Source organism: Streptococcus sp. UMB0029, assembly GCF_002871495.1.
In the GTDB taxonomy this organism is placed as follows: Bacteria; Bacillota; Bacilli; order Lactobacillales; family Streptococcaceae; genus Streptococcus.
The window spans coordinates 42690-67536 of record NZ_PNGD01000012.1 but is presented as its reverse complement, the minus strand read 5'-3'; the positions used below and the strand labels follow the sequence as shown (position 1 = coordinate 67536).

The following is a 24847-nucleotide window of genomic DNA, read 5'->3' as shown; positions in this document are numbered from 1 at the left end:
CTTGGCACAAGTCATGAGAATTTGTAGTAAAACTGTGGCAGACACTTTTTCAGAACCAATAGCTGATAAGTTTATTATATCATAAGATAAATTTTAAAAAAAGTCTTGATTTATTTCAATGTCTTGCGTGGTCTCGATTTTACTGGTAAAATTACTTTTAAGAACTTTAAAAAAGAGGTTTCTATATTTGACAAAACAATGACTTGTTGTCCCGAATGTGGGCATCCTTTGGAGAAAAAATTTTTAAAAGATGAGGGAGATATTCCTTATTGTTCACAATGTGCGAGTTTTCGTTTTCCAGTCTTTAATACAGCAATTAGTGCGATTTTATTTAATGAAAAACATGATAAGATTCTCTTGATTAAGCAATATGACATGGCTGAGCATATTTTGCTAGCTGGTTATGTGTCTAATGATATTCACAACCAATTTCTACAATCATTAAAGGCAATTAATTTAGCCTCTCTTATTACGGATATGGGTAATAAAATTGCACAAAACTAGTCCAAAACTCTTTTTAATAAGGAGTATACTTTCTAGCATTTTATAGTTACTAAAAAGTATCTAAACTTTGGAAGTGATACTAAGTTTTAAAAAATATTATGGAAAAAAAGCTTATAAAATCAATATTTCTGAGATTTAAAACTAATAATATTAGACTCAAAATCCAGTGTCCGCAAGGACGTGCCGGTTCGACCCCGGCCGCCGGTATAGTATAGAGTTAAGGAACGTTGTAAATCTTCGTTCCTTTTTTGTATTATTTTTGGTATAATAATACTTATTCAAATTTTATTTAGATTATGAAAGTGTAGGGAAGTATGTCTCGTTCTATCGATTTATTAAAACATCGGTATTTGAAAAATATTAAAGAAAATCTTGAATTGTTTATTGGGGTTGAACTGGAATATCCTGTTGTAAACTTGGAAGGGGATGCTACAGATATTGAAGTTATTATGTACTTATTCCGATATTTAGTTTCTACTTTGGATTTTGTTATCGAAAAGGTAGATGATTTTGGAAATCCTATCCAGTTAGTAGATCCAGTAAGTCAAGATGCTATTCTGTTTGAAGTTTCCTATACAACGATTGAGTTTGCATTTGGTAAGGCTAAAACGATACAAGAGGTTGAAGAACGTTTTAGTATTTATATGGAAGCAATCCAGAAGAAGTTAGCTGAATCAAATCATGCTATTGTTGGCTGTGGTATTCATCCCAACTGGGATAAAAATGAGAATTGTCCAGTGGCTTATCCACGCTATCAGATGTTGATGGATTATTTGAATTTGAGTAGGAATGTGACTAAATCGGACTTACATCAATTCCCTGAATACGGAGCGTTTATTTGTGGGAGTCAGGTTCAGTTGGATGTTTCAAAATCCAATTACTTACGGGTGATTAATGCTTTTACCCAAATTGAAGCAGCTAAAGCTTATTTGTTTGCAAACTCTGAGTTTACAGGTGCGGATTGGGATACGAAAATCTCAAGGGATATTTTCTGGGAAGAATCTATGCATGGTATCTATCCAGAGAATGTTGGTGTCAATGCTAGACTCTTTAAAGATGAGGATGATTTTTTTGACTATCTAGATCATTCTGCAATTTTTACTGCGGAACGTGATGGGCAAACCTATTATTTTTATCCGATTCAGGCTGGGGACTATTTGGCTACACCTGAAATCCAAGCATATGCTCTTAATGGGGATGAGGTTATTATTTACTCCCAAGAGAAGGATTTTGAAACTCATCGTAGTTATCAGTACCAAGACTTAACGACTCGTGGAACAGTTGAGTTTCGTAGTGTGTGTACTCAGCCTCTAGATAGAACCTTCGCTTCAGCAGCTTTTCACTTGGGATTGTTGGTTAATTTAGATAAGTTAGAAGCTTACTTAGAAACAGCACCTTTCTTTAAAGAATTTGGGCGAAATTATAAGTTTTTAAGGCGACAATTTTCTAAGAAAAAGCTTACAGGTGAGGAAGAAACTGCAATTATTGAATTTTCCAAAGACTTACTCTTGCTAGCTGAGAAAGGACTGAAGATGAGAAATAAGCAAGAAACAATCTATTTAGAGCCTTTGAAAGAAGAATTGGGACTATAATTTCTCTTATAAAGGGAGAATTTTCTGAAAAATCATGATATAATGGAAGAGACTATAGATAAAGGATAGAGAGTAATGACATTAGTTTATCAATCAACGCGTGATGCCAACAATACAGTAACTGCCAGCCAAGCTATTTTGCAAGGTTTGGCTACGGACGGTGGTTTGTTTACACCAGTTACTTATCCAAAGGTAGATTTGGACTTTGACAAATTGAAAGATGCTTCTTACCAAGAAGTTGCTAAGTTAGTTTTGTCAGTCTTTTTAGATGACTTTACAGCTGAGGAGTTGGACTACTGTATCAACAATGCCTACGATAGCAAGTTTGATACTCCAGCTATAGCGCCTTTGGTGAAATTAGACGGTCAATACAACTTGGAACTGTTCCATGGTTCAACGATTGCCTTCAAGGATATGGCCTTGTCTATCCTGCCATACTTTATGACGACTGCTGCTAAGAAACATGGCTTGGAGAACAAAATCGTCATTTTGACAGCTACATCTGGTGATACTGGGAAAGCCGCTATGGCAGGCTTCGCAGATGTTCCAGGTACTGAAATTATCGTCTTTTATCCAAAGGATGGTGTCAGCAAGGTACAAGAGTTGCAAATGACCACTCAGACTGGTGAGAATACCCATGTTATCGCGATTGATGGTAACTTTGATGATGCCCAAACAAATGTGAAGCATATGTTTAACGATCTGGCCCTTCGTGAAAAATTAGCTGCCAACAAGTTGCAATTTTCATCAGCTAACTCTATGAACATTGGTCGTTTGGTACCACAGATTGTTTATTATGTTTATGCTTACGCTCAGTTGGTTAAGGCTGGTGAAATTGTGGCTGGTGATAAGGTCAACTTCACAGTACCAACAGGAAACTTTGGAAATATCTTGGCTGCCTTTTATGCTAAACAAATTGGTTTGCCAGTTGGCAGATTAATCTGTGCTTCAAATGACAACAATGTTTTGACAGACTTCTTCAAGACCCGTGTTTACGACAAGAAACGTGAGTTTAAAGTAACAACTAGTCCATCTATGGATATCCTGGTATCTTCAAACTTGGAACGTTTGATTTTCCATCTTTTGGGTAATGATGCGATTAAGACAGCTGAACTCATGAATGCCTTGAATACAAAAGGACAATATGAATTGACTGATTTTGATGTAGAGATTCTGGAGCTCTTTGCAGCTGAATATGCGACTGAGGAAGAAACAGCGGCAGAAATCAAGCGTGTTTATGAATCAGATTCTTATATCGAGGATCCACATACGGCGGTTGCTTCAGCAGTTTATAAGAAATACCAAGCTGCTACTGGCGATGCGACTAAGACAGTAATTGCATCAACAGCTAGTCCATACAAGTTCCCAGTGGTTGCAGTAGAAGCTGTAACAGGAAAAGCAGGCTTAACTGATTTTGAAGCCTTGGCTCAATTACATGACATTTCAGGAGTGGCAGTGCCACCAGCAGTTGATGGCCTTGAAACAGCTCCAGTTCGTCATAAAACAACAGTAGCAGCTACTGACATGCAAGCAGCGGTTGAAGCTTATCTAGGACTTTAAGACAGAGGGAGTAAACTCGGTTGGGAAACCAACTGAGTTTCTTTTCATCAGGAGGAAGGATTGTTTAAGAAAAATAAAGATATTCTTAATATTGCACTACCAGCTATGGGTGAAAACTTTTTACAAATGCTCATGGGAATGGTGGACAGTTATTTGGTTGCTCATTTAGGACTGATAGCTATTTCAGGTGTATCAGTCGCTGGTAATATCATCACCATTTACCAAGCGATTTTCATTGCTCTTGGGGCAGCTATTTCTAGTGTTATTTCAAAAAGTTTGGGGCAGAAGAATCAGTCTAAGCTAGCCTATCATGTGACTGAGGCGTTGAAAATTACTTTACTATTAAGTTTCCTTTTAGGAGCTTTGTCTATCTTCGCTGGGCAAGAGATGATTGAACTATTGGGCACGGAGAAGGATGTAGCTGAGAGTGGTGGACTCTATCTATCTTTGGTAGGCGGATCGATTGTTCTTTTGGGATTAATGACTAGCTTGGGAGCCTTGATTCGTGCAACGCATAATCCACGTCTGCCCCTCTATGTGAGTCTCTTATCCAATGCCTTGAATATTCTTTTTTCCAGTCTAGCTATTTTTATCCTTGATATGGGGATAGCTGGTGTTGCTTGGGGGACTATTCTGTCTCGTTTGGTCGGTCTTATAATTTTGTGGTCACAATTAAAACTTCCTTATATGAAACCGTCTTTTGGTTTAGATAAGGAACTGTTGACCTTGGCAATACCAGCAGCTGGAGAGCGGCTTATGATGCGAGCTGGAGATGTAGTGATCATTGCCTTGGTCGTTTCTTTTGGGACGGAGGCAGTTGCTGGGAATGCAATCGGAGAAGTCTTGACTCAGTTTAACTATATGCCTGCCTTTGGCGTTGCTACGGCAACGGTCATGCTGGTGGCTCGAGCGGTTGGAGAGGATAATTGGAATAGAGTAGATAAGTTGAGTAAACAAGCCTTTTGGCTTTCTCTGGTCCTCATGTTACCCTTGACCTTCAGTATCTATGCTTTGGGTATACCACTAACTCATCTCTATACGACTGATTCTCTAGCGGTGAAGGCTAGTGTTCTAGTGACACTTTTTTCACTACTTGGTACTCCTATGACGATAGGAACAGTCATCTATACAGCAGTCTGGCAAGGTTTGGGAAATTCTCGACTTCCCTTTTATGCGACAAGTATAGGAATGTGGTGTATCCGCATTGGAACAGGATATCTGATGGGGATTGTTCTTGGTTGGGGCTTACCCGGTATTTGGGCCGGAACCCTTTTGGATAATGGTTTTCGCTGGTTATTTCTACGCTATCGTTACCAGCGCTATATGATCTTGAAAGGATAGGAAATGCAAAAAACAGCTTTTATTTGGGATTTAGACGGGACTTTATTGGACTCTTATGAAGCGATTTTATCAGGGATTGAGGAGACCTATGCTCAATTTTCTATTCCTTATGATAAGGAGCAGGTGAGAGAGTTTATCCTCAAGTATTCGGTGCAAGATTTGCTTGCGCGGGTGGCAGAAGATAGAAATCTGGATGTCGAGGTGCTAAATCAGGTGCGTGCCCAGAGTTTGGCTGAGAAGAATGCTCAGGTAGTCTTGATGCCAGGTGCGCGTGATGTGTTGGATTGGACAGACCAAGTAGGGATTCGGAACTTTATTTATACTCATAAGGGAGACAATGCTTTTACCATTCTCAGGAACTTGGGTTTGGAGTCCTATTTCACTGAGATTTTAACCAGTCAGAGTGGCTTTGCGCGGAAGCCAAGTTCAGAAGCGGCTACTTATCTGTTAGGCAAGTATCAGTTGGATTCTGAGAAGACCTATTATATAGGGGATCGGACTCTGGATGTGGAATTTGCCCAGAATAGTAGAATTCAAAGTATCAACTTTTTAGAATCGTCTTATGAAGGCAATCACAGGATTCAAGCGTTAGCAGATATTCCTTATATTTTTGAAGGAAAGTGACGATAAGATTGTGTCAGTTTTGTGACAGAGACCTAACAAACTATTTCAAGTAACCGAGTTTGTTACAAGGAATAGACAGTTCTATTAAATAGGCCCGAGAGGGCTTTTTTTCTGCATTTTTTGTGTTATGATAGACAGGTACTCATTTGAAAGGAATTTGAAAGAATGAAGAAAAGAATATTATTAGCCTCAACAGTAGCCTTATCATTTGCCCCAGTATTGGCAACTCAAGCAGAAGAAGTTCTTTGGACTGCACGTAGTGTTGAGCAAATCCAAAATGATTTGACTAAAACGGATAACAAAACAAGTTATACCGTTCAATATGGTGATACCTTGAGCACAATTGCAGAAGCCTTAGGTGTAGATGTCACAGTTCTTGCGAATTTGAATAAAATCACGAATATGGACTTGATTTTCCCAGAAACTGTTTTGACAACGACTGTCAATGAAGCAGAAGAAGTAACGGAAGTTGAAATCCAAACTCCTCAAGCAGACTCTAGTGAAGAAGTGACAACTGCGACAGCAGATTTGACAACCAATCAAGTGACCGTTGATGATCAAACTGTTCAGGTTGCAGACCTCTCTCAACCAATTGCAGAAGCTCCAAAAGCGGTAGAAACTACAAGTACAAAAGAAGTAGCAACAAGTTCAGAAGTTACAGATACAGTGACTGCTTCTGAAGCAGTCACTGTATCTACAGGAACTTCTGTCTCAGAGGGACAAACAGCTGAAACAACCAGTTCAGTCGAAGAAGCAGTTCCTCAGGCAACGACTCAAGCTGAGAAGCAAGAAACACAAGCAAGCCCACAAGCAGTTTCAACAGTGGAAGAAACTACAAGGCCAGTAGAAGAAAAAACAACAGAAACAACTGCAACAAGTGCAGAAGAAGCAAAAGAAGTAGCATCATCAAGTGAAGCTACAGCAGTAGTTTCTACTTATCAACCAGAAGAGGCGAAAACAGCTTCAACAACTTACGCGGCTCCAGCTGCGCCCGATTATGCTGGACTGGCAGTAGCGAAATCTGAAAATGCAGGCCTTCAACCACAAACAGCTGCCTTTAAAGAAGAAATTGCTAACTTGTTTGGCATCACATCCTTTAGTGGTTACCGTCCAGGAGACAGTGGAGATCACGGAAAAGGTTTGGCTATCGACTTTATGGTACCAGAAGGTTCAGAACTAGGGGATAAGATTGCGGAATACGCTATTCAAAACATGGCCAGCCGTGGCATTAGTTACATCATCTGGAAACAACGTTTCTATGCTCTATTCGATAGCAAATATGGACCAGCTAATACTTGGAACCCAATGCCAGACCGTGGTAGCGTGACAGAAAACCACTATGACCACGTTCACGTTTCAATGAATGGATAAATCAGACTTTGTAATATCATTTTGACGAATGAGATCTAGCTTTCGTGATAGAAAGCGATTCTCGTTCGTTTTTTTCTTTGTCATACTCTTCGAAAATCTCTTCAAACCACGTCAGTTTTATCTGCAACCTCAAAGCTGTGCTTTGAGCAACCTGTGGTTAGCTTCCTAGTTTTGCTCTTTGATTTTCATTGAGTATCAATATGAATGGAAAATGGAAGTTAGCATTTTGTAATGATTCAAGCAACATTCTTGCAATCTATTTTACTTTGCATTATAATTGATTAGTCAACTATTGATAAGTCAATAAAAAGAGGGAAGAAATGTTAGAGATTCAAGATTTACTTTATCAACTCCGCTTGTCTGAGCAAGCGAGTACGCAATTGTTTGAAAAAAGACTTGGGATTAGTTTGACACGGTATCAGATTTTATTATTTTTGCTGAAGCATTCCCCTTGTAATCAAATAGCAGTTCAGGAGCGTTTGAAGATTGATCAGGCTGCTTTGACCCGACATTTCAAAATTCTGGAAAAGGAAGGTTTGGTGGAGCGTCATCGTAATCCTGAAAATCAGCGAGAAGTGTTGGTAGAGGCTACGAAGTATGCCAAGGAGCAGTTAGTGGTGAATCCGCCTCTGCAGCATATCAAGGTTAAAGAAGAGATGGAAAGTATCTTAACAGAGTCTGAAAGAACAGAACTCAGCCGTTTATTAAATAAATTGGTTTTGGGTATTGAGAATATAGAAATTTAAGGAGAAATAGATGTCAATTATGACAATCATTTTAGCAACGATTGTTGCTTTGGAGCATTTTTACATTTTTTATTTGGAAAGTATTGCAACGCGATCAGCTGCGACTAGTCGTGTCTTTAACATGGAAAAGGAAGAACTGGCTCGTCCGTCGGTAAGTTCACTGTTTAAAAATCAAGGGATTTATAATGCTTTGCTAGGAGTCTTTCTCTTGTATGGAATTTATTTCTCACAGAATTTAGAAATTGTGACTATTTTTGTTTTATTTGTGATTGGTGCTGCGGCTTATGGCTCTCTTACAGCAGATAAGAAAATTATTTTGAAGCAAGGTGGACCAGCTATTTTGACCTTGATTAGTATTTTATTCTTTAAATAAACTCATACTCTTCGAAAATCTCTTCAAACCATGTCAGCTTTATCTGCAACCTCAAAGCTGTGCTTTGAGCAACCTGCGGCTAGCTTCCTAGTTTGCTCTTTGATTTTCATTGAGTATCAGAGACCAATTCTAGCCTCGCTAATCCTTTTCACTCCAGAATAAGGGAAATATGTTATACTTGTTTTTAAGAAAAAAGTCTCATTGAATTGGTTTTGAGGAGTTAGAAATGAAAGTATTAGTGACAGGTTTTGAACCCTTTGGAGGGGAAAAGATCAATCCAGCCTTGGAGGCCATTAAAGGTTTACCATCTGAAATTCATGGTGCTGAGGTTCGTTGGCTAGAAGTGCCAACAGTCTTTCACAAATCGGCCCATGTATTGGAAGAAGAGATGGACCGTTATCAACCTGACTTTGTCCTTTGTATCGGGCAAGCGGGTGGAAGAACTAGCTTGACGCCTGAACGAGTGGCCATTAATCAGGACGATGCACGCATACCAGATAATGAAGGCAATCAACCGATTGACCTTCCCATTCGCCCAGATGGTGCTTCGGCCTACTTTAGCAGTCTGCCGATTAAAGCGATGGTTCAAGCTATAAAAAAAGAGGGTTTGCCGGCCTCTGTTTCCAATACGGCAGGGACTTTTGTCTGCAATCATTTGATGTATCAGGCCCTCTATTTGGTAGAAAAGAAATTTCCACATGTTAAGGCAGGGTTTATGCATATTCCTTATATGATGGAACAGGTGGTGAATAGACCGACTACCCCAGCTATGAGTTTAGTGGATATTAGGCGAGGGCTAGAAGCAGCAATCGGCGCCATTATAGAACATGGAGATCAGGACCTCAAGTTGGTAGGTGGAGAAACTCATTGATAGAAAAAAAGCTTGAGGGGTTACCTTCAAGCTTTTGGACGTTTTCGAGCCAGTACTGCTCGGTAGAAAATTATTTTATTGATTTGAATATAGGGTAGGAGTGAGAAACTAGCAATTCCAAAGGTAATCCAATTGAGGAAGTACCAAGGAAGGAGTTGTAAGTCTAGGACAAAGCGTTGAAATTTGTAGCCTTTCATCAGGAAACGGCTGGTTTTAAGGATTTGTTCTGGTTTGGCCTGTCCTAAGTCTAGGGTATCACAGAGGAGAAATTCTACCTGCGAATAGGCATAGTATTGTGGAATATAGAGACTATTTCCGACCATCATCAAGAAGATACTTGCTAGAAAGTAAAGAGCAAAGGTCATGAGGAAACGTTCGGTTTCAATTGATGTGAGATCCAGATTAGGAAACTCAGGATGAAGGACAACGAATTTCTTTGCTAGAAAGCTACTGTAAAAGAGGAAGTAAATCCCAAGTAGACTAGGAATGCTCCATAAGAAGAGGTAGAAACGTTTGAGAAGAAGAGTTAAAAAGGTTTGTGAAAAGTGCTCTTCGTTAAAGAGAGTGAGACTATTTTTGACGGATAGTTCTGTATCAGGATTTTTGATGAGTTTCAGGGTTGTATAGACTGAACTGGTTAGAAGTATGGTTCCGATAAAGGAGACTAATAGTGGAAAAAGGTAGGCTTGAGTTACATGACCAAGCACGCTTAAAAAGGATTGCTCTAAAATAGACTCGTTAATGCGCTCTAAGGGATTGAGGAAACCAGACAAGATGACCAGCATGCTAGGTAAGAGATAGACGAGAAAGAGGCGGGGATTTTCAGCCTGAAATTGTCTAGCCTGCAGACGAATGGTTTTTAAATCAATTTTTGGGTATTTCATTCTCTCATTATACCACAACTCGCTCAGCAGTCCTATTATTATATATAGGGCAGCGATCTATAACTCGCTCTTTTAAATACTTAAATATCACCAATAAATCGGTAGTGTATTTCCAGTTTAATTTGCCTATTCTTGCCTCTACCAATCGGTTGGTGGACAATAATTTTATCAATCAATTCGTTGATAATTTTTGGTGTCAACTTCTCAAGCTGAGTATATTTTCGAATGGCTGTCATAAATTTTTCAATGTTGTGGGCAGATTTCATTTTCACCCCAAGAGTTGTGGTGGCAGTTTGGACTTTTTCCTTCAACTCAGCTTGTTCCGCCTCATAGCTGTCGCACAATTTTTTGAAGCGGTCATCCGCAATCTCACCCAACAGTTGCTTTTCGTAAAGTTTCTGGATAATGGTGTCGAGCTCCGCTATCCGCTGTTCATCTTTTGAAAGTTGCTTTTGTAATTTACTAAACTTTTTAGTTTCCTTAATCTCAAACTTGTCTTTCAAGCGTTGTAAAAAATCTGCTTCGTTAATCTGAAACGAGTTTATCAGTTCTTGAAGCTCGTTTAAAATTAGATTTTCCAGTACTTCTTTACGAAGATAGTGACCGCCCGAACAAGTATCGCCAGCTCGCTTAAAATGGTAACATTTATAATGGTCGAGGTTCACACCATCTTTTTCTTGTGGGCAAAAACTTAATTTATGTTCGTTTTCGCAATAAAGCAAGCCTGCAAACAAATTTTCGTGTCCTGGGTTATCTTTCCAGTTATGCCTTTGAACGACTCGCTTGTGGTTCATCATTTTTCTTGCAATTTCGAAATCTTCCTTCGAAATAATCGCTTCGTGGCTATCTGGGAAAATTAGCCAATCTTCACGAGGTCGCAGGCGACAATTCCGCTGTTTGTAAGAAATTTTTGCGGTTTTCAAGTTAATGGTTGAACCGATATACTCCTCTTTTTCCAATATTTGCCAAATCATCTGAGTTTTCCAATAACAAGGGTCGCTCTCTAAAATCCGATAGTTCGAAACACCCAGCTTCTTTTTGTAGCGAGCAGGAGTGAGGATTTTGTCACGTCTTAAACCTTGAGCTATCTCGGTTGGTGTTCTGCCTGAAATATACTCCGAAAATATCCGTTTAACGATTTCTGAAGCATATTTATCTACCAACCACTCCTTACGATTTTCTGGATTGTTGAGGTATCCATAAGGGGTAATCCAGCCGATTTTTTCACCATTTTTGGCTTTGGTATGTTTCGAAAGCTTAATTTTCTCGCTACACTGCATACTATACCAGTTGTTAAACAGGGAAACTAACGGTGTGAGATAGGCATCTTGGCTGGATTTCTTGTTGCTATCTATATTTTCTTGTAGGGAAATGAAGCGAATGTTTTTCGAAGGGAAAACCACCTCCAAAAGATTTCCTGAAAGCAGGTAATCTCTTGAAACACGGCTCAAATCCTTTACCACAAAATTCGAAACTTGGTTGTTTTTAACCAATGCCAGAGCTTGTTGGAAAGCTGGACGCTGGGCGTTTGAACCTGAGTAGCCATCATCGTAAAATACAATTGGGTTGTTCAAATTCTCTCGCTCTGCCAGTTTGCTTAAAATCAAGCGTTGGTTGGAAATTGAGTTAGATTCACCTTCGTTTGCATCTTCTGCGGAAAGCCTGCAATACAAAACGCTAATCTCGCTCAAACCTTCAAACTCAACCTCCGTCCAATCTGGAATCTGCTTTGTTAATGTGCTGTTTGTCATCGTGTCTCCTTTCAATTACACTCTAACCCATGGACATGATACCTCGAAAGGGCGAAGAAGTCCAGTCTTTGGAGCTTATTTTTCCTGCAAAATCAGCTTTTCAAGTAATTCTTTCAAACTTTTCGAACCACCAAATTTTCGGTTAATCTTAAAAGTTGCTCGCCCGATTTTGACAATTCGTTCTTTTTCATTATTCATCTGTTCGTCCTCCAATCCATTCACTAAATTCCTCCAGCGTTACCACCTGAAACATTGGCTGAAAATTATTCAGCTCGTTTTCGATTTTCTTCGAAATCGCTTCTTTTCGTTTGTTGTGCGGCACAATCCATAGAACCAGTGGAAACACACCGTCTTGTTCTCGCTGTTCAATGCCTGTTTGGTAGTAGGCGATGTATTTTTTACACTGATTTACCACTCGGTTGAGGCTTTCGGTCGCCATATCGATTTCGCAAAAATAACTGTCCTCATATTCGCCCAAAACCAGTTGGGCAAAAGCATCAGGTTTCAGAAAAATCTTCTTGCCCGAAAAGGTGGCGTAGGTGCGGTGGCAGGTGGGTTCAAAATCGAACCGTTCCAGCTGGATTTTGCCAGCTTCTTCCAATAATTTCAGAAAAACATACGCTTGTGTCACCGCTAGCGTGTGTTCCAAGTGGTGGGCGGTGGGTTCATACTTATTTTTAAAGCGTTGTGGACGGTGTAATGTTTTCAACCCTTTTATCGTGATGTACCAAACGAAACTGCCTGAACCTGCTCGCACGCCACCGATTCGCCGTTCGAGGTGATTGATGAGTTGGCGATTTTTGATTTGGTTTAAAAGCAAGTTAGCTCTTCGGAAAGCAGTTCGCGAATGCTGGCTATCCTGAAAATAGAGGGCAACAATCTGCTTGGTGGTCGCATAACGGCACTGGGCGAGCAGAGTTAGAATCTCTCGTTCTTTTTCTGTTAGTTCAATTTTCTCCATTTTGTCCTCCTCGCTTCTTCCGTCCTAAATTTTCGGGTGGAATTTCATCTTTCTTGTTTTGAAGTGGTGTATTTTCGAAATTGGCTAAATCGTCGCCGTAGTATTCCAAACTTTCGGCATAAAGTTCATCAATTGGCTGAGCATTTTTCGAAAGAGGCAGACTTCGCCCTGAGACCCACTTGAAGTGATTGTAAAAAATCGGCATTTGGGCATAAAAGTGAAAAGGTGCAAGGGTCATAAAATCTTCGAAAGTGAGTTCTGGAGCTTGGCTGGCGAGTTCCTTGGCTTCGTGGTGTTCCAGCGTGAAAATGATTTTACTGCGACAATTACTCAAAACGCTAGTACGCAGAGTAGATGGCAATTGCGTCAGGTGCTGGCTGGCGAGAATGTAGCCCACTTTCATCGAACGAGACACTGCGAGGGCATCCTCCAAATCCACAGGGAGCTTAAGGAATTGCCCCAGCTCATCAATGTAAATGGGTAGGAAAGGGCGATTTTCGGGGGCGAGATGGGCTTGGTGGAGGGTTAGCTGGTAGATGTAGTTGGTGATAAGCGAACCGATAAATTTAGCGTTTGTCACCCCAATTTGTCCTCGGTTGAGGTTAACTAAGACTACTTTTTTACTGGTGAAGAGCTCCATCAGGTTAAATTTTTTCGAAGTAGAGGCAAGCATGGCTCGCAGTTCTTTTCGAAGCAAAAGCTGACGGATTTTGTTTAACACTGGCGAGATTAACACCTCACGGTTGGCATCGCTTAGCTGGTTGTAGCCCTGCCAGAAATCCAAGAGAAAAGGGTCGGAAATCTGACTTAATAGTTGATTTCGAAAGACGGGATTGGTTAAAAACTTAGGTAATTGGGGTAAATTAGAATTTTCAACTTGTGTCATCACGGTTAAGGCGTGGCTGAGCACATCAACCGTGCGAATACCCCAGTTGTCGCTGAAAAGTTCTTGAAAAAGATTAAGTAACATATCCGCCACCAGCTCAGGCGAAGTGTAGCGAGTCAGGTTAAAGGGGTTGAGACCGATAATTTTGTTGCTGGAACCGGGATCAATGATAACCAAATCTGCTCGCCGTTCTTTTGGGAAATGAGCCAACACTTCTCGTACCAAGTCGCCTTTGGGGTCAATTAACAGCGTGCTTCTGCCTGCTTGAATATCTGCCAAAATGAACTGGGCAAGCAATGTAGATTTTCCAACGCCCGTTCCGCCTAACACTAAGAGATGCTGGGTGGCGTCTCGAGGTAAAATCTGGAGCGGTTCGTTTTTGATACTTTCACCAAATTTTCGAACAGGCACATCTGGAACTTTATAGCCCAAAGGCAGACGGAGAATTTTGGGGTGAATATTGGTAATCCCAGCCAGCTCGCTTTTGCCAATAGGGGCAAGCCAAAAGCTGGCAAGCTCCTGCGAAGAAAGGGTGAGTGGAAAAGCCCACGGAATTTGAAATTTATTCACTTTCTCGCTTGAAATCGGGTTGAGAAAAAGTTCGACACCGCTGGATTCTAACATTCGAAAGGCTCCTAAAACAGTATGATATAGCTCATTCTTGCGAAAATGACTATCACTTCGCACACCAATCCGTACATCTGCTTGAAACTGGGCGTGGCGGAGTTTTTCCCGAATCAGCTTGTCGGCATCTTTGGAAAGCTTTGGGATATCCCCTGAAATCCACTGCCACCAAGTGGCGTTAAGGTGCGATAAATCACGAGCTAGCGGTTGTGGCGGACGCGACTTGCCCACTACAACCTGTATACAAATTTCTTCCTGTGGTTTTAGGTGATGACTAAGTGCCAAAAAGGAACGAGTGAAATTTTCAACGCCATCTGTTTTGAGGCTAAAATGGTTGCGTTTGATAGCTGCACGCCACGCTTTTTCAGATATTTTTCGCTCTTTAGGGCGAAGTTTTGAAAACTGAATGTCATTGGAAACCTGCATCATTTTGTGTAAATAGGGCGTGTCCAGTGGGCTACTGAGAAGCAAATATCGCACCTCGTTTTTCGTTAAACGAATCTCCAAAACGAAGGGCTGGCGTCTGGTGTAGCCTGAGAGTCGCACCATCAAATCTAGTATGTCTTGAAATTCCACAGGGCGAGTGTAATCCATTTCATAAATTTCAAAATTTGTTGGGCGTTTCATTGGTCACCTCCAATCTCTTTTGTTTTTCCAGTAGCGAAAAGCAAGCATTCCGCCACCAAGTAATACGGCAAGCAAGCTTAATGGTAGGGCAATTTCGATTAGCCAGTAAATCGCCCGATTGACTAAATATGCCAGCAGAACGAAAAGCAAGGTGTAGCCAACTATTTTTCGCACGAGTCATCATCCGCCTTTCTGTAGTCAATGGGATTTTTAGAATATTGAGGAACGGGATAGTGAGAGATAATAATGTCGCTCTCAACTTCATTACCCCATATAGCCCATTTTTTATTGGAAGACACAGGTCGCCGTGCAAAGAGCTCTAAATAATCTGGCTCAGAACAGCGTTCGATGATAGCGAAGAGTTCTTCGGGCTTGTGGCTGTGGTCTTGTTTGGGGAAGAAACCCCAATTCATCTGTCCCTTGAACTTGATGGGAGCTTTTCCTCGAGTTGCGAAAATGACATGCTCGGTGGAATTTCGAAGATAAGTTCCCAAGCCCAGAGTTGGTTTAACCCAAGTAAAAATGCTTTTTGGCTCAAAGCCCCACGCCCGAATAATATCGTAAGATTCTTCCATATAAGAGTTGGAAGTCCAAAACCAGAGATGGGCGTTGTCTGCAGCGATGTCCTTGATGGGCATATTGCGGATTTCCTCGTGGCTCATCAGGTTGTAATGCTTGCAGGCTCCGTAGCTACCTGTTTGGTTCTTCATATAGGGAACATCAGCGAGGATGGTTTTGAATTTCTTTGGTTGAGTTGGTTGTGTCATTTTAAAATCCTTTCTGTTTGTGACGCTCCGAGCATACCAGAAACCGCTGACAAAAGGGAGCATAAGCAGTTTATGGATTGGGAGCGATGCGAATGGGACTAAATCTGTTAAAGTGCTAAAATATTGCTGTTTTGTTCGGTGATGTAAAAATTACGTCACTTTCGAAGTTCTTTGAGTAGTTCCGCCTGAGCTGAGAGGAATGCCTCATTAACGGCTTGCCTACTCTCGAGAAATTGAGCTAGTTCAATTTCTGCTTCAGTGTAAATAGGAGGAAGATTTTTGTTTTTCTCTTTGACGGGTTGTTTTTTAGATTGAGAATCAAGATATACCAACAAGGCAATAATGCCAGCTACAAATCCAAGAGAAACGGCAAAAATTATAGGTAAGATAAATTCGTTCATAGGGAACCTCCTATCTTATCTGCTGGGAGGCGACCAAGGCAAAAGTCTTAATGATGAAGTCTGTGCGTTCCTTGGCGTGGGGAGTTTTTGCCAGAATATCTGCCTCAAGCTTTGAAAGGTCGCCTACTTTGTTAAGAATGTCTGCCGTCAGAAGCTGATTCTTCTGAAGCATAGCCATTTCTTTTGAAAGACTTCTTGCCACTTCAAGCTGAAATGGATTCGCTAGTTGATGAGTGATATCTGTTTGGTTTTGAGTATTTTGTGGAAGCATAGTTTTTCTCCTTAATAGCCCCATAGAGGCAGGTTTATATTAGTGGGGCTTACATAACCTAATATAAACCTGTAGTCAATTATTTTCTAGACCTTTTCTTTGTGAAATATATCGCAACAGCTGAGGTTAGAAGATACGGTAAAAAGATAAGTAATGTTAGCAAGAGAATTTTCCTCCTTAAAAGAGTATAATAAAAGTAAAAGGTTTATCAGAGGGGGAAGTCGACTTATTCCTTTGATGGTTTTAGTATATCGCTAAATATGTTTTGAATCTATTGCCTAAAAACAACAAAAACAACAGAATGGAGATAAAGCTATGTATCATCTATGTTTTGCAACTTTTATGGATATGCTCATGTTAAATCAAAATCATCGAAGTCATGTTGGAAGAGTAACTTTCGTGAATGAATTTCTTGCAGTTTTCGAAGTGAGTCTTCAGGGATATTCTCCGAATGTTATTGGCTACTTATTGAGTCGGAGCAGAAATCCGTCTAAAATATTAATGAAAAAATTGAAGGTGGGAAAAATGGAAGATTCTACTGATGCTTTAAATTATTTTGTTGGTAAACATCTAATTAAAGAAAGTGATGATGTCAAATCAAGCATGATTAGCTTAGTAAAAAATTCGGAAAATATTAGTTGTAAAGATAAGGATAAACTAATAGATATTATTAATAATGACATTACATATAACTTTTTAAAAGAGGTGTTCTATTTTACTATAGAAAATACTGTTAATGTTGATTTAAAAATTAAGACTCTCGAAGATTTACAAAAAGCCATTATTAACACTGATAATAACGCTAAACTTGAAAAATTATGTTTGGTAGCTTTTGATATGAAAAACGAAAGTGCTATGAACTTGTGTTTCGAAAAAATGACCAACTCTGTTCATATAAGTAGAGTGATTGAGTATGCTGTTGAAAGTGGATTCCACAATGATGAAATTATGCAAGACTTTATTGATAAAATGATTTCTAAAATAAGTAATAATGTTTATTTAGATAGAATTTTTAAAACATATTTGTCTAAAGAAGAAATATCAAATGACGATAAGATTCAATTTATCGACAGGCATATTCGTCAAATTACTAATAATAAGTATCTATTTGATATTTTGAAATTTTTATATGAGAATAATTTTAAAACACAGGCAATTAAGTATATGAGTAAATTAACTAATGATACTTATATTACTCGATTCCAAGAGTTTATAGGTTTTATTGACAAAACATAAATATTAGTGTATAATTAAGCTATAAAATTTAATATTTTCGCACTTTTCGGATTTTACTTCTGAATTGTAGCCCTTGCACTTGGTAGGAAATAAGTATACCTACCGAGCAAGCGGTGGGTAAAATTTGGAGGTAAAATATATGTTTCAAAATCGTGTTCCTGACAGAATTAAGCAAATAATCTGGAACGATACCGCTAATGACCCATATTCAAAAGAGAGTGTGGCAAGAAGATTATTAGTTTACTTTGATTACATGCCGTTTATGTCTAATGGTCGAGAAATTGTTGAAAAAATTACAGGATATACTTTAAAACAACAAGTTAAGTTATCTGAAAAGAATGAAAAAACAATCAACAATGTAATGAGGTATATATCTAAAACAGATGGTTCGTCTAAACTTTTGTATGAAAGGGGATCTGTTGAACAACAAGAACTCCAAGATACTATTGAGTATATTATGCAGGAAATTCTTGGGTTGACGAATGATCAATATTTGATTTTAAAAGAAGGGTTGAAAGATAGTAACATTTGATTTTTTGAGACCTCTCTGAATGAGAGGTCTTTTCTCATCCCTCAATTCATAGTAAAATATCCCCCTGAATCAATATAACAGGAGGATTTTTTATGTCTCAAAATACTATTAACATTGGCTATGCTAGAGTTTCCACTCACAAGCAAGACTTAGGCTTGGAGGTGCAAATTGAGGCTCTCAAACACTGTGACCAGCTCTTTATAGAAAAAGAATCAGGTTCATATGATGCTCGCCCTGAACTTGAAAAGGCTCTAAACTTAGCTAAAAGTTTTTCGAAAAATGGCAAGCAAGTTACTTTCACTATCTATAAGCTTGACAGACTTACTCGCTCTATGTTCAAGCTATTGGAGATTATCGAACAGCTTAACAAACATCATATCCAGCTCGTTAGTTTGCACGAAAAGTTGGAAACTGACTCGCTTATTGGCAGGTTGCTTTGTATGATCTTAGGTTTTGTGGCAGAGAGCGAGCTAGAAAACTTACGGTTTCGTACCCGTGAAGGGCTTCGAAAAGCCAAGGAAAAAGGCATTCGGTTGGGTGCCAAGCGGATAGAAAAAGCAAAAGAAGAGCGCATCCTTAATCTCTATCTCTACACAAATACGAGCATACGGAATATTGCAAAAGCAGAACAAATCTCCACTTCAACCGTATATAAGGTGCTGGAACGAAATAAGGTGACGAATAATCGCAAAAAAGTTTTGCAAAATACTTGCCAAAAGCAGGACGAAATGGTAGAATGAGTGCGTAAATTTGTTTCGATTAACGACCATTTGGCGAAACATTCAAAATAACAATGTGAATATTTTAGAAAATGCGAATTTAACAAGGTTTTGAGTCTGTGTTAGATTGGCATTTTTTGTTTTTTAAGTGTATCGTTTAATGGTCGTTATCCGATACACCTAAAGCCTTGTCTCGCAAGGGACTAGGAGATTTTATACAAACAAAAAGGAAAGCAAATGGAACTTAAAAAACTTACTAAGTTAGGTGTTGGTACTTTAATTTTGGCTTGCTTATGCAGCTGTTCGAATTCTACAATAGCACAGAAGAATAGTGCTAACAATCCAGTTAGTTCAGATAATCATAATCAAAGCGAAACAGTCAATCTTCGAATCAAAACGTCTGATGATTTAAAGAAAGTGTTATCTGATAAAGATTTAGGCGAAATTATGTTGCAGTATGGAGTTAGTAATGTAAAAATAGACCCTGACAATATCTGGGACTATGATAAGCTCGAGAAGAGTGTTCTTATTCAATATTTATTCTTTGATAAAGATAATAATCAGGTGGGAAGAATAAGATTAGTAGCTAATTTATATGACCATACAGGAATTGATATTCGCGGTGCATATGAACAAGGAGATTTTAAATTCCATATTCAGAATTCTGGACAGGCTCAAGAGTTATTAGAAGGTTATTTAAACTCAGATTATTACCAAAAAGCTGCTCTTCCAAATGAGAAAATAGGTCGAGCTACTAACCAGATGGAAAGTTACGTTCCTTTTGTAGACTTAAGAATAGAAAATGGAGCTTTTATTTATGACCAGTATGATACTAAGGAAAACAGTACTTTTAGTAGTAAGATTTTTCTGAATGGAAGTCAAATTTTATCTATGGATTTATTATACCAACCTAAAGGTAGTTATTCTATGGAGGAAAGAAAAGTGTCTCCTGCTATTTTAGAAGCAATATTAGCTAAAATAGCAGACAATATTCAAAAATAGGAGGATAGCGAGTGATGAAAAAATTAGGAATGGTAATTACATGTTTAGCGATGATTCTGTTACTTGTTTCTTGCGCAAATAAGAGAAAGGATTTAGTTTTATCGAATTTTCCAAGTGTTCAGAATGAGCTAACCGAAAAAGACTTGGTTAAGGCGGTTGGAGCACCACACGAGAAGTCCTCTTCTCTTAGTGATGTTACCCAGCTATATGAAAAATTACTAAAAATGGACTTATCTAGTAGTGAATCAATCCTGTCTCAGAAATCAAATTGGACTGTGGGAATAAATGGTATCATTACAGACTACTACGTTTACAAATTAAAAGACGGTAAGTCAGTGATTGTTTTTCTTAGTAAAGGAAAGGTCGTTGCAATTACAAGAAAAGGTATTGATTACGAGTAATGTAAAAGGTAGATTAATATGAAAAATAGCATTAAAATTCGGTTGGCAATTATAACAATAGCTATCATTGGGTTTCTATTTTATGGATTTAGAGATAATGGTTCGGTACTTTATTACGGGCAAAGCTATACAGCAGGTTCCGTATTTAAACCTGATTCTTATCTCTCAGCTGGGATATTTAAATCCGCAGGTAAAGAGATAAACAAACTAGTTTCGAAAAAGCGTGGAAGTAGCCTTACAGGTGTGATGGTCTCTGTTATAGTTGGTGGAATTACTTTTTTCACACTTTGGCAAGATGACGATTTTAAAGATATTTTAGTAGAAGCAAGAAAACGAGGAGAAAATAATTAAAATGGCCAATTTGGATAATTACTTGATTTTGGTTTTTATTGTAGGAACTGGAATTCTTATCGCTATTCAATTCGCAGGCGAACGTTTTGCAGATTGGCTAACAGATTTAACCGAGCAATTCTTTTCGAAAAGTCTGGATAAGCATGAAGAAAAACGTAAAAGAGAAATAAAGGAAGATAAATGAAAAAGATAATTTTTACCATATTTGGGATTTGGATTGGATTAATTCTTGTAGCCTGTAGCTCTAGGACTTCTAATACTTCAATCAATAATTCTACATCTAGTACTACTTCGCTAGCTACTAGCTCAACAGACAAGGAAGCAAAATTAAAAGGTATTGTTATGGCGGCAATACATTATGGTGCTCACACCTACAACGATATTAAAAGAGTTGACCTTTCTTTAGTATCGCCTACGGATGGCAGTATTAAACCCTATAGGTCGTTTGAGTTTCCCGAGCAAACATCTGAAGGGAAACCAATCGTTTCTCTAGAAGTAGCAAAAATAGTAATAGATTCTCGTAGCGAACCAACCGGTTTTTTTACTCGTCCATTTTATGCTAAAAAAGGGTTTGATAAAGACCTAAAAAATATAGTTGTGACTTTTAAGCTAAAAAACTCAGATTCTGAAAGGGTAGGTATTCTTAATGAAAATGGGGAATTGACGGATATTTCTGCTATTGTTGAAGGTGATGAAAACAGTTTTTCTTCGAAAAAATTTTATCATAAGCGTCCCTATATTGAAAATGATTATTTTTGCTATGTTTCAACAGATTTGACAGACTCTAATGCAAAATTCTACAGAATACCACTGAATAATCTCTCGCGAAGTGCAGTTGAAGAATTCAACCCTCGAAAAAACCGTCTTGGGGATACAAGGTATCGTAAAATTTATTTAGATGAAAATAATAAATATTTCTTTGTTACTGAAGATGATGGAAATATTGGCAATAATGGTATTCATACAAACAGATTAGACGAAACATTCACTTATCAGCATCATGAATATGATGTTACTTTATATCTTGGTGATGGAGAATATTTAGCATCAGGTTTTTCTATATGGAGTGCTTTTAAGGAGCCTGCTACAGATGATCCTAATAGCTATCGTAATGCAAATTTCGTAAAAAATCTTGTTCCGCAAAATGAAGATAGACAGAATTATAGTCCGATATTATCGCCAGATAAGGGTGAGATTTTCTTTTTATCTAAGTCAAGAGCTTCTAGCCAGGAAGAACCAACTCTATATAAAGTTTCTAGAAAAGGTGGAGAGCCCGAGGTGGTTGTTCAAAAATTCAAACCTCTACCACCTTTAAACTCTGATTTAAAATGGAGTGACTCCGTATTTCTGGATTGGATTGAATAGTTTTATATTCGCTTCGCCTTTCGGTTCGGGTTGGATAGTTTTGCGGTAATACCGCCGTTTCTGCCCAATTTTGGCACACGACTTATTGTATTTTTACACAATATTAGTCTGTGTAGAGGAGGGCGGAGGAATCTTCAAGAAAATATTCTAAGCTTTTTATTTCCTTTTTTTGCTTCTGTTGCTATGGATTACCTTTCGAAAATCTCCAGTAGTTGAGCTTTTCACAACTTCACATCCCCACAAAAACACCAGCAAAAAATCTGCTTTTCATACCTTTAAACCGATGTAAATTAAACTCAAAAATAGGCTGGACTTCATTGCTACAGAGAGTTATGATGGACATGTAAAAGAAATTTAACAGATAGGAGTGATATGTATATCGATTTAGAAACTGAAATGTATCTACAAAAATTAGAAAGCAAAATACGCCAGCAAACATATTGGGGTGTTGTGCCAGAAATGCCAATTGAATGGCAACCAGACCAATTAGGATTTTATCTTAACGACCCGATATCTTTGCCCACATTTTTAACGAAACTACGAGTGTTCGAAAAAGGTTTTGCCTTCGATTATGTTGAAACTAATGTTTTTAAACGCAAAATAACAGTTTTTGCCATTAACGAAAGCAAAGAAAAGTTTATTGCGAAAATCAAAAAGTTGCTCACTTGCCAAAGTAGAGGTGAGATGTGCGAAACCTTGCTATACATTTTGGCAACACCAGTGACCTATATCGATGAGACGGTTTGTTAGCTGAAATTTATAACAAAATTGCCCCAGTTTTGCGACTGGGGTGTTTGTTTCGAATTGAAAATATAAAGAAAATTTTTTAATACAGTGTAAAAATGTCAGAAAAATTAAAAACAGTTATAAATAATACACTGCTATTGACAAAGTGTAAGGATATCGTTATATTAGTAACACCGAAGATTTCTTGTTTTGTCTAACCAACACATTTTTAATGAAAGTGAGGATGGAACAGAAAAAAATATAAAATCAATGTTGACTGCAGCAGGTACTGGTGGTATTGGTAGCGTAGTTTCTGTTCATATATTAAAAATACCGTTCGAAAATCTTACTGTGATAAGTGTAGTGATAGTCGTTATTCCACTAATCATTTGTTGCTTTGCATTCTTGGTTATCAATTCTAACAGAAGAACCAGAAATTCAAAAGAGCTGATGGCCACTTGGCTTAGAAAGGGTAATAACTATACTAAACCTAGGAATAAAGCTTCACCAAATAAAAGAAAAAATCACCACTAATAGTGGTGAAGCTAATGCAAATCAGTCTTATCGTTCTCTTGTTGGTTAACTATAAGGCTGATAACTAAAAATAAGAAATCTTCTCCCCAACGGTAGTACGATTATCGTTGGGATTTTCTTTATCTCAAAAGCATATATTTTATAGCTATCTGAGATAACTTAATCTATTATACAGACTTAAAATTATTGTGTCAACAGTTTTGTTGAAAAAAGCATTAAAATAACTAAAATTAAACTTGGCTTTGTAGTTCAATGTTTAAAACTTCGACCTTTTCTTCCTGTAATTTGCAATTCTAAACGGCAAATTCTTCCAAATCTTCCGTTTTGCAACAAGTAGTATAATATTCTTCGGCACACTCAGAATTAAGAAAACGGCAAGTATAAACCCAAGAATCTTCGTCCGTGATGGAGATTTTCAAGGGCTTAAAAACACACCCTCCACCGTGTAGTCGTGTAATTCTTCAAAAGTCGTGAGGTTAACAGTTTCGACTTTAGGAAGTTTTGGTTCAGTTTCAAAATGTTGGCTAGTGGTTGTATCTTTCCATATAAATCTCCTTTGCTTTATTGGTGTGTCCATGATAACTCTCTATAGGGGAAGAGTCAAGCACTTTTTCACGAAAAACCCAACGACTTGAAATCGCTGGGGTTAAGGGGCTAGAGTTGGTTAGTTGTTGGACTACTAGGTAAGGTGTGGACATTATTTTGCAAAGTATCTTCAAATTGTTTTCTGTGGTATAATTGAAGATAGTAATAAATTGGAGTTTACAAATTGAAAAAATATAATATCATAGATTTATTTTCAGGAGCAGGTGGCCTATCTTATGGATTCGAGATGGCTGGTTTTAATGTTCTATTGGGGATTGATAACGACGAAAAAGCTTTAGAGACATTCCAAAAAAATCATAAGAATTCAAAAATATTATGTGGAGATATTACGAATATATCCTATGAAGAAGATATAAAGCCGATAATTGGAGAACAAAAGGTTGACCTAATTGTTGGTGGTCCGCCTTGTCAGGGAATGTCGCTTTCTGGACCGAGAAAATTTGATGACCCACGGAATAAACTTTACCTATCTTACATTCGATTGGTTCAAGAAATGCAGCCGACTGCCTTTGTTATAGAAAATGTTATCGGTATTGTTAGCCTGTTTAAAGGTCAAATTAAAGATACTATTATCGAAGAATTTTCGAAAATGGGCTATAAGGTTCAGTTTAAAGTTTTGTTAGCTTCTGATTATGGAGTTCCGCAAAATAGGAAGCGTGTCATTTTTGTAGGGACAAGGAATGATGGCTTTGAGTATCCTGAATCCTTGGATAAAACTATCACGACTGAGATGGCACTTTCTGATTTACCAACATTAGAAAATGAGCTTGGTGATTTAGAAATGTCTTATATTTCAGAACCTCAAAATGACTATCAAAAACTAATGCGAAATCGTTCATCTGTTGTTTTGAATCATATCGCAGCTAAGCATTCTGAAAAAGTAACGAGCACGATAGCCCTCGTTCCTGACGGTGGAAATTATAAAAATCTACCAGAGGAATTACGAGAAACAAGAAAATTTAATGTCGCTTGGACACGATTTGCTAGTTGGAAGCCAGCTCCTACGATTGATACGGGGCATAGACATCATTTCCACTATAAGTATAATCGTGTGCCAACAGTGAGGGAATCTGCTCGTCTACAATCTTTTCCAGATGATTTTATCTTTTACGGAAGTAAAACACAGCAATTTAGACAAGTTGGTAATGCTGTTCCTCCTTTAATGGCTCAGCAAATTGCAAACAATTTATTGAAATATTTAAAAAATAACGAAGAGTAATT

General features: G+C 38.2%; 29 protein-coding genes. 20 read left to right on the top strand and 9 right to left on the bottom strand.

The features are described 5' to 3' along the window. Nucleotides 1-105: 105 nt before the first annotated feature. The 9 genes from CJ239_RS11865 to pcp all read left to right on the top strand — a co-directional run bounded on the left by CJ239_RS11865 (nt 106) and on the right by pcp (nt 8982). Nucleotides 106-504: a hypothetical protein gene (locus CJ239_RS11865; protein ID WP_009732039.1), complete on the top strand. Its 399-nt coding sequence runs from the start codon at nt 106-108 to the stop codon at nt 502-504. 314 nt (nt 505-818) lie between these two features. Beyond that, the gene (locus CJ239_RS08970; RefSeq protein ID WP_102211321.1) at nt 819-2096 is read left to right on the top strand and encodes a gamma-glutamylcysteine synthetase; all 1278 of its coding nucleotides are present in this window, start codon (nt 819-821) and stop codon (nt 2094-2096) included. 75 nt (nt 2097-2171) lie between these two features. Then, nucleotides 2172-3656, top strand: a complete 1485-nt coding sequence (gene thrC, locus CJ239_RS08965; protein ID WP_102211320.1) for a threonine synthase — start codon at nt 2172-2174, stop codon at nt 3654-3656. 60 nt (nt 3657-3716) lie between these two features. Continuing rightward, complete coding sequence (locus tag CJ239_RS08960) at nt 3717-4997, top strand: MATE family efflux transporter (RefSeq protein WP_102211319.1); 1281 nt, start codon at nt 3717-3719, stop codon at nt 4995-4997. Between the two features lie 3 nt (nt 4998-5000). Next, nucleotides 5001-5621, top strand: a complete 621-nt coding sequence (locus CJ239_RS08955; protein ID WP_102211318.1) for an HAD family hydrolase — start codon at nt 5001-5003, stop codon at nt 5619-5621. 165 nt (nt 5622-5786) lie between these two features. Beyond that, nucleotides 5787-6992 carry a LysM domain-containing protein gene (locus tag CJ239_RS08950; protein ID WP_102211317.1) on the top strand — a complete coding sequence of 402 codons (1206 nt, stop codon included), beginning with the start codon at nt 5787-5789 and terminating at the stop codon, nt 6990-6992. Nucleotides 6993-7312: 320 nt separating this feature from the next. Next, nucleotides 7313-7738 carry a MarR family winged helix-turn-helix transcriptional regulator gene (locus CJ239_RS08940; protein ID WP_180958256.1) on the top strand — a complete coding sequence of 142 codons (426 nt, stop codon included), beginning with the start codon at nt 7313-7315 and terminating at the stop codon, nt 7736-7738. Nucleotides 7739-7748: 10 nt separating this feature from the next. Continuing rightward, the gene (locus CJ239_RS08935; protein WP_102211315.1) at nt 7749-8111 is read left to right on the top strand and encodes a DUF1304 domain-containing protein; all 363 of its coding nucleotides are present in this window, start codon (nt 7749-7751) and stop codon (nt 8109-8111) included. A gap of 226 nt (nt 8112-8337) precedes the next feature. After that, nucleotides 8338-8982 (top strand): pyroglutamyl-peptidase I, encoded by a 645-nt coding sequence (gene pcp / locus CJ239_RS08930; protein ID WP_102211314.1) that lies wholly within the window; start codon nt 8338-8340, stop codon nt 8980-8982. A gap of 26 nt (nt 8983-9008) precedes the next feature. On the opposite strand, the gene CJ239_RS08925 is transcribed toward pcp, so the two are convergent. From CJ239_RS08925 to CJ239_RS08890, 8 genes are all read right to left on the bottom strand, one after another. Further along, on the bottom strand, nt 9009-9866 hold the full coding sequence (locus tag CJ239_RS08925) for a DUF975 family protein (RefSeq protein ID WP_102211313.1): 858 nt from the start codon (nt 9864-9866) through the stop codon (nt 9009-9011). 80 nt (nt 9867-9946) lie between these two features. Further along, the gene (locus tag CJ239_RS08920; protein WP_102211312.1) at nt 9947-11617 is read right to left on the bottom strand and encodes a recombinase family protein; all 1671 of its coding nucleotides are present in this window, start codon (nt 11615-11617) and stop codon (nt 9947-9949) included. Between the two features lie 75 nt (nt 11618-11692). Beyond that, entirely contained in the window at nt 11693-11815 is a 123-nt protein-coding gene (locus tag CJ239_RS12260; protein ID WP_001058384.1) for a hypothetical protein, read from the bottom strand. Beyond that, nucleotides 11808-12578 carry a replication-relaxation family protein gene (locus tag CJ239_RS08915; RefSeq protein ID WP_102211311.1) on the bottom strand — a complete coding sequence of 257 codons (771 nt, stop codon included), beginning with the start codon at nt 12576-12578 and terminating at the stop codon, nt 11808-11810. Before CJ239_RS08915 ends, CJ239_RS12260 begins: the two co-directional genes overlap by 8 nt. Then, a complete protein-coding gene (locus tag CJ239_RS08910) occupies nt 12565-14715 on the bottom strand; it encodes a type IV secretory system conjugative DNA transfer family protein (protein WP_102211310.1) in 2151 nt (716 codons plus the stop codon). The genes CJ239_RS08915 and CJ239_RS08910 overlap by 14 nt, the downstream gene beginning before the upstream one ends. A 161-nt stretch (nt 14716-14876) precedes the next feature. Beyond that, nucleotides 14877-15482 (bottom strand): MT-A70 family methyltransferase, encoded by a 606-nt coding sequence (locus CJ239_RS08900; RefSeq protein WP_102211308.1) that lies wholly within the window; start codon nt 15480-15482, stop codon nt 14877-14879. Nucleotides 15483-15637: 155 nt separating this feature from the next. Then, nucleotides 15638-15883, bottom strand: coding sequence for a hypothetical protein (locus CJ239_RS08895; protein WP_102211307.1), 246 nt, complete (start codon nt 15881-15883; stop codon nt 15638-15640). Nucleotides 15884-15893: 10 nt separating this feature from the next. Beyond that, entirely contained in the window at nt 15894-16154 is a 261-nt protein-coding gene (locus CJ239_RS08890) for a hypothetical protein (RefSeq protein ID WP_102211306.1), read from the bottom strand. Nucleotides 16155-16679: 525 nt separating this feature from the next. Between CJ239_RS08890 and CJ239_RS08885 the strand changes: the two genes are divergently transcribed. The 10 genes from CJ239_RS08885 (at nt 16680) to CJ239_RS08840 (ending at nt 23020) form a co-directional block, all read left to right on the top strand. Further along, complete coding sequence (locus CJ239_RS08885) at nt 16680-17390, top strand: hypothetical protein (protein WP_142367006.1); 711 nt, start codon at nt 16680-16682, stop codon at nt 17388-17390. Nucleotides 17391-17529: 139 nt separating this feature from the next. After that, nucleotides 17530-17922 (top strand): hypothetical protein, encoded by a 393-nt coding sequence (locus tag CJ239_RS08880; protein WP_102211304.1) that lies wholly within the window; start codon nt 17530-17532, stop codon nt 17920-17922. 92 nt (nt 17923-18014) lie between these two features. Then, on the top strand, nt 18015-18662 hold the full coding sequence (locus CJ239_RS08875) for a recombinase family protein (protein ID WP_102211303.1): 648 nt from the start codon (nt 18015-18017) through the stop codon (nt 18660-18662). Nucleotides 18663-18878: 216 nt separating this feature from the next. After that, entirely contained in the window at nt 18879-19643 is a 765-nt protein-coding gene (locus CJ239_RS08870) for a hypothetical protein (RefSeq protein WP_102211302.1), read from the top strand. Between the two features lie 14 nt (nt 19644-19657). Further along, nucleotides 19658-20044, top strand: a complete 387-nt coding sequence (locus CJ239_RS08865; protein ID WP_257994518.1) for a hypothetical protein — start codon at nt 19658-19660, stop codon at nt 20042-20044. An 18-nt stretch (nt 20045-20062) separates the two neighbouring features. Then, a complete protein-coding gene (locus CJ239_RS08860) occupies nt 20063-20395 on the top strand; it encodes a hypothetical protein (protein ID WP_102211300.1) in 333 nt (110 codons plus the stop codon). 1 nt (nt 20396) lies between these two features. After that, nucleotides 20397-20579: a hypothetical protein gene (locus tag CJ239_RS08855; RefSeq protein ID WP_102211299.1), complete on the top strand. Its 183-nt coding sequence runs from the start codon at nt 20397-20399 to the stop codon at nt 20577-20579. After that, nucleotides 20576-21760 carry a hypothetical protein gene (locus CJ239_RS08850; RefSeq protein WP_102211298.1) on the top strand — a complete coding sequence of 395 codons (1185 nt, stop codon included), beginning with the start codon at nt 20576-20578 and terminating at the stop codon, nt 21758-21760. Before CJ239_RS08855 ends, CJ239_RS08850 begins: the two co-directional genes overlap by 4 nt. 372 nt (nt 21761-22132) lie before the next feature. Then, nucleotides 22133-22510: a hypothetical protein gene (locus tag CJ239_RS08845; RefSeq protein ID WP_102211297.1), complete on the top strand. Its 378-nt coding sequence runs from the start codon at nt 22133-22135 to the stop codon at nt 22508-22510. A 186-nt stretch (nt 22511-22696) separates the two neighbouring features. Beyond that, on the top strand, nt 22697-23020 hold the full coding sequence (locus tag CJ239_RS08840) for a hypothetical protein (protein ID WP_102211296.1): 324 nt from the start codon (nt 22697-22699) through the stop codon (nt 23018-23020). Nucleotides 23021-23435: 415 nt separating this feature from the next. Here the strand turns inward: CJ239_RS08840 and CJ239_RS11790 are convergent, their stop codons facing one another. Then, nucleotides 23436-23597, bottom strand: a complete 162-nt coding sequence (locus CJ239_RS11790) for a hypothetical protein (RefSeq protein ID WP_180958255.1) — start codon at nt 23595-23597, stop codon at nt 23436-23438. A gap of 192 nt (nt 23598-23789) precedes the next feature. Here CJ239_RS11790 and CJ239_RS08835 point away from each other — a divergent pair, with 192 nt between their 5' ends. Beyond that, nucleotides 23790-24845, top strand: coding sequence for a DNA cytosine methyltransferase (locus CJ239_RS08835; RefSeq protein ID WP_102211295.1), 1056 nt, complete (start codon nt 23790-23792; stop codon nt 24843-24845). Nucleotides 24846-24847 lie beyond the last annotated feature (2 nt).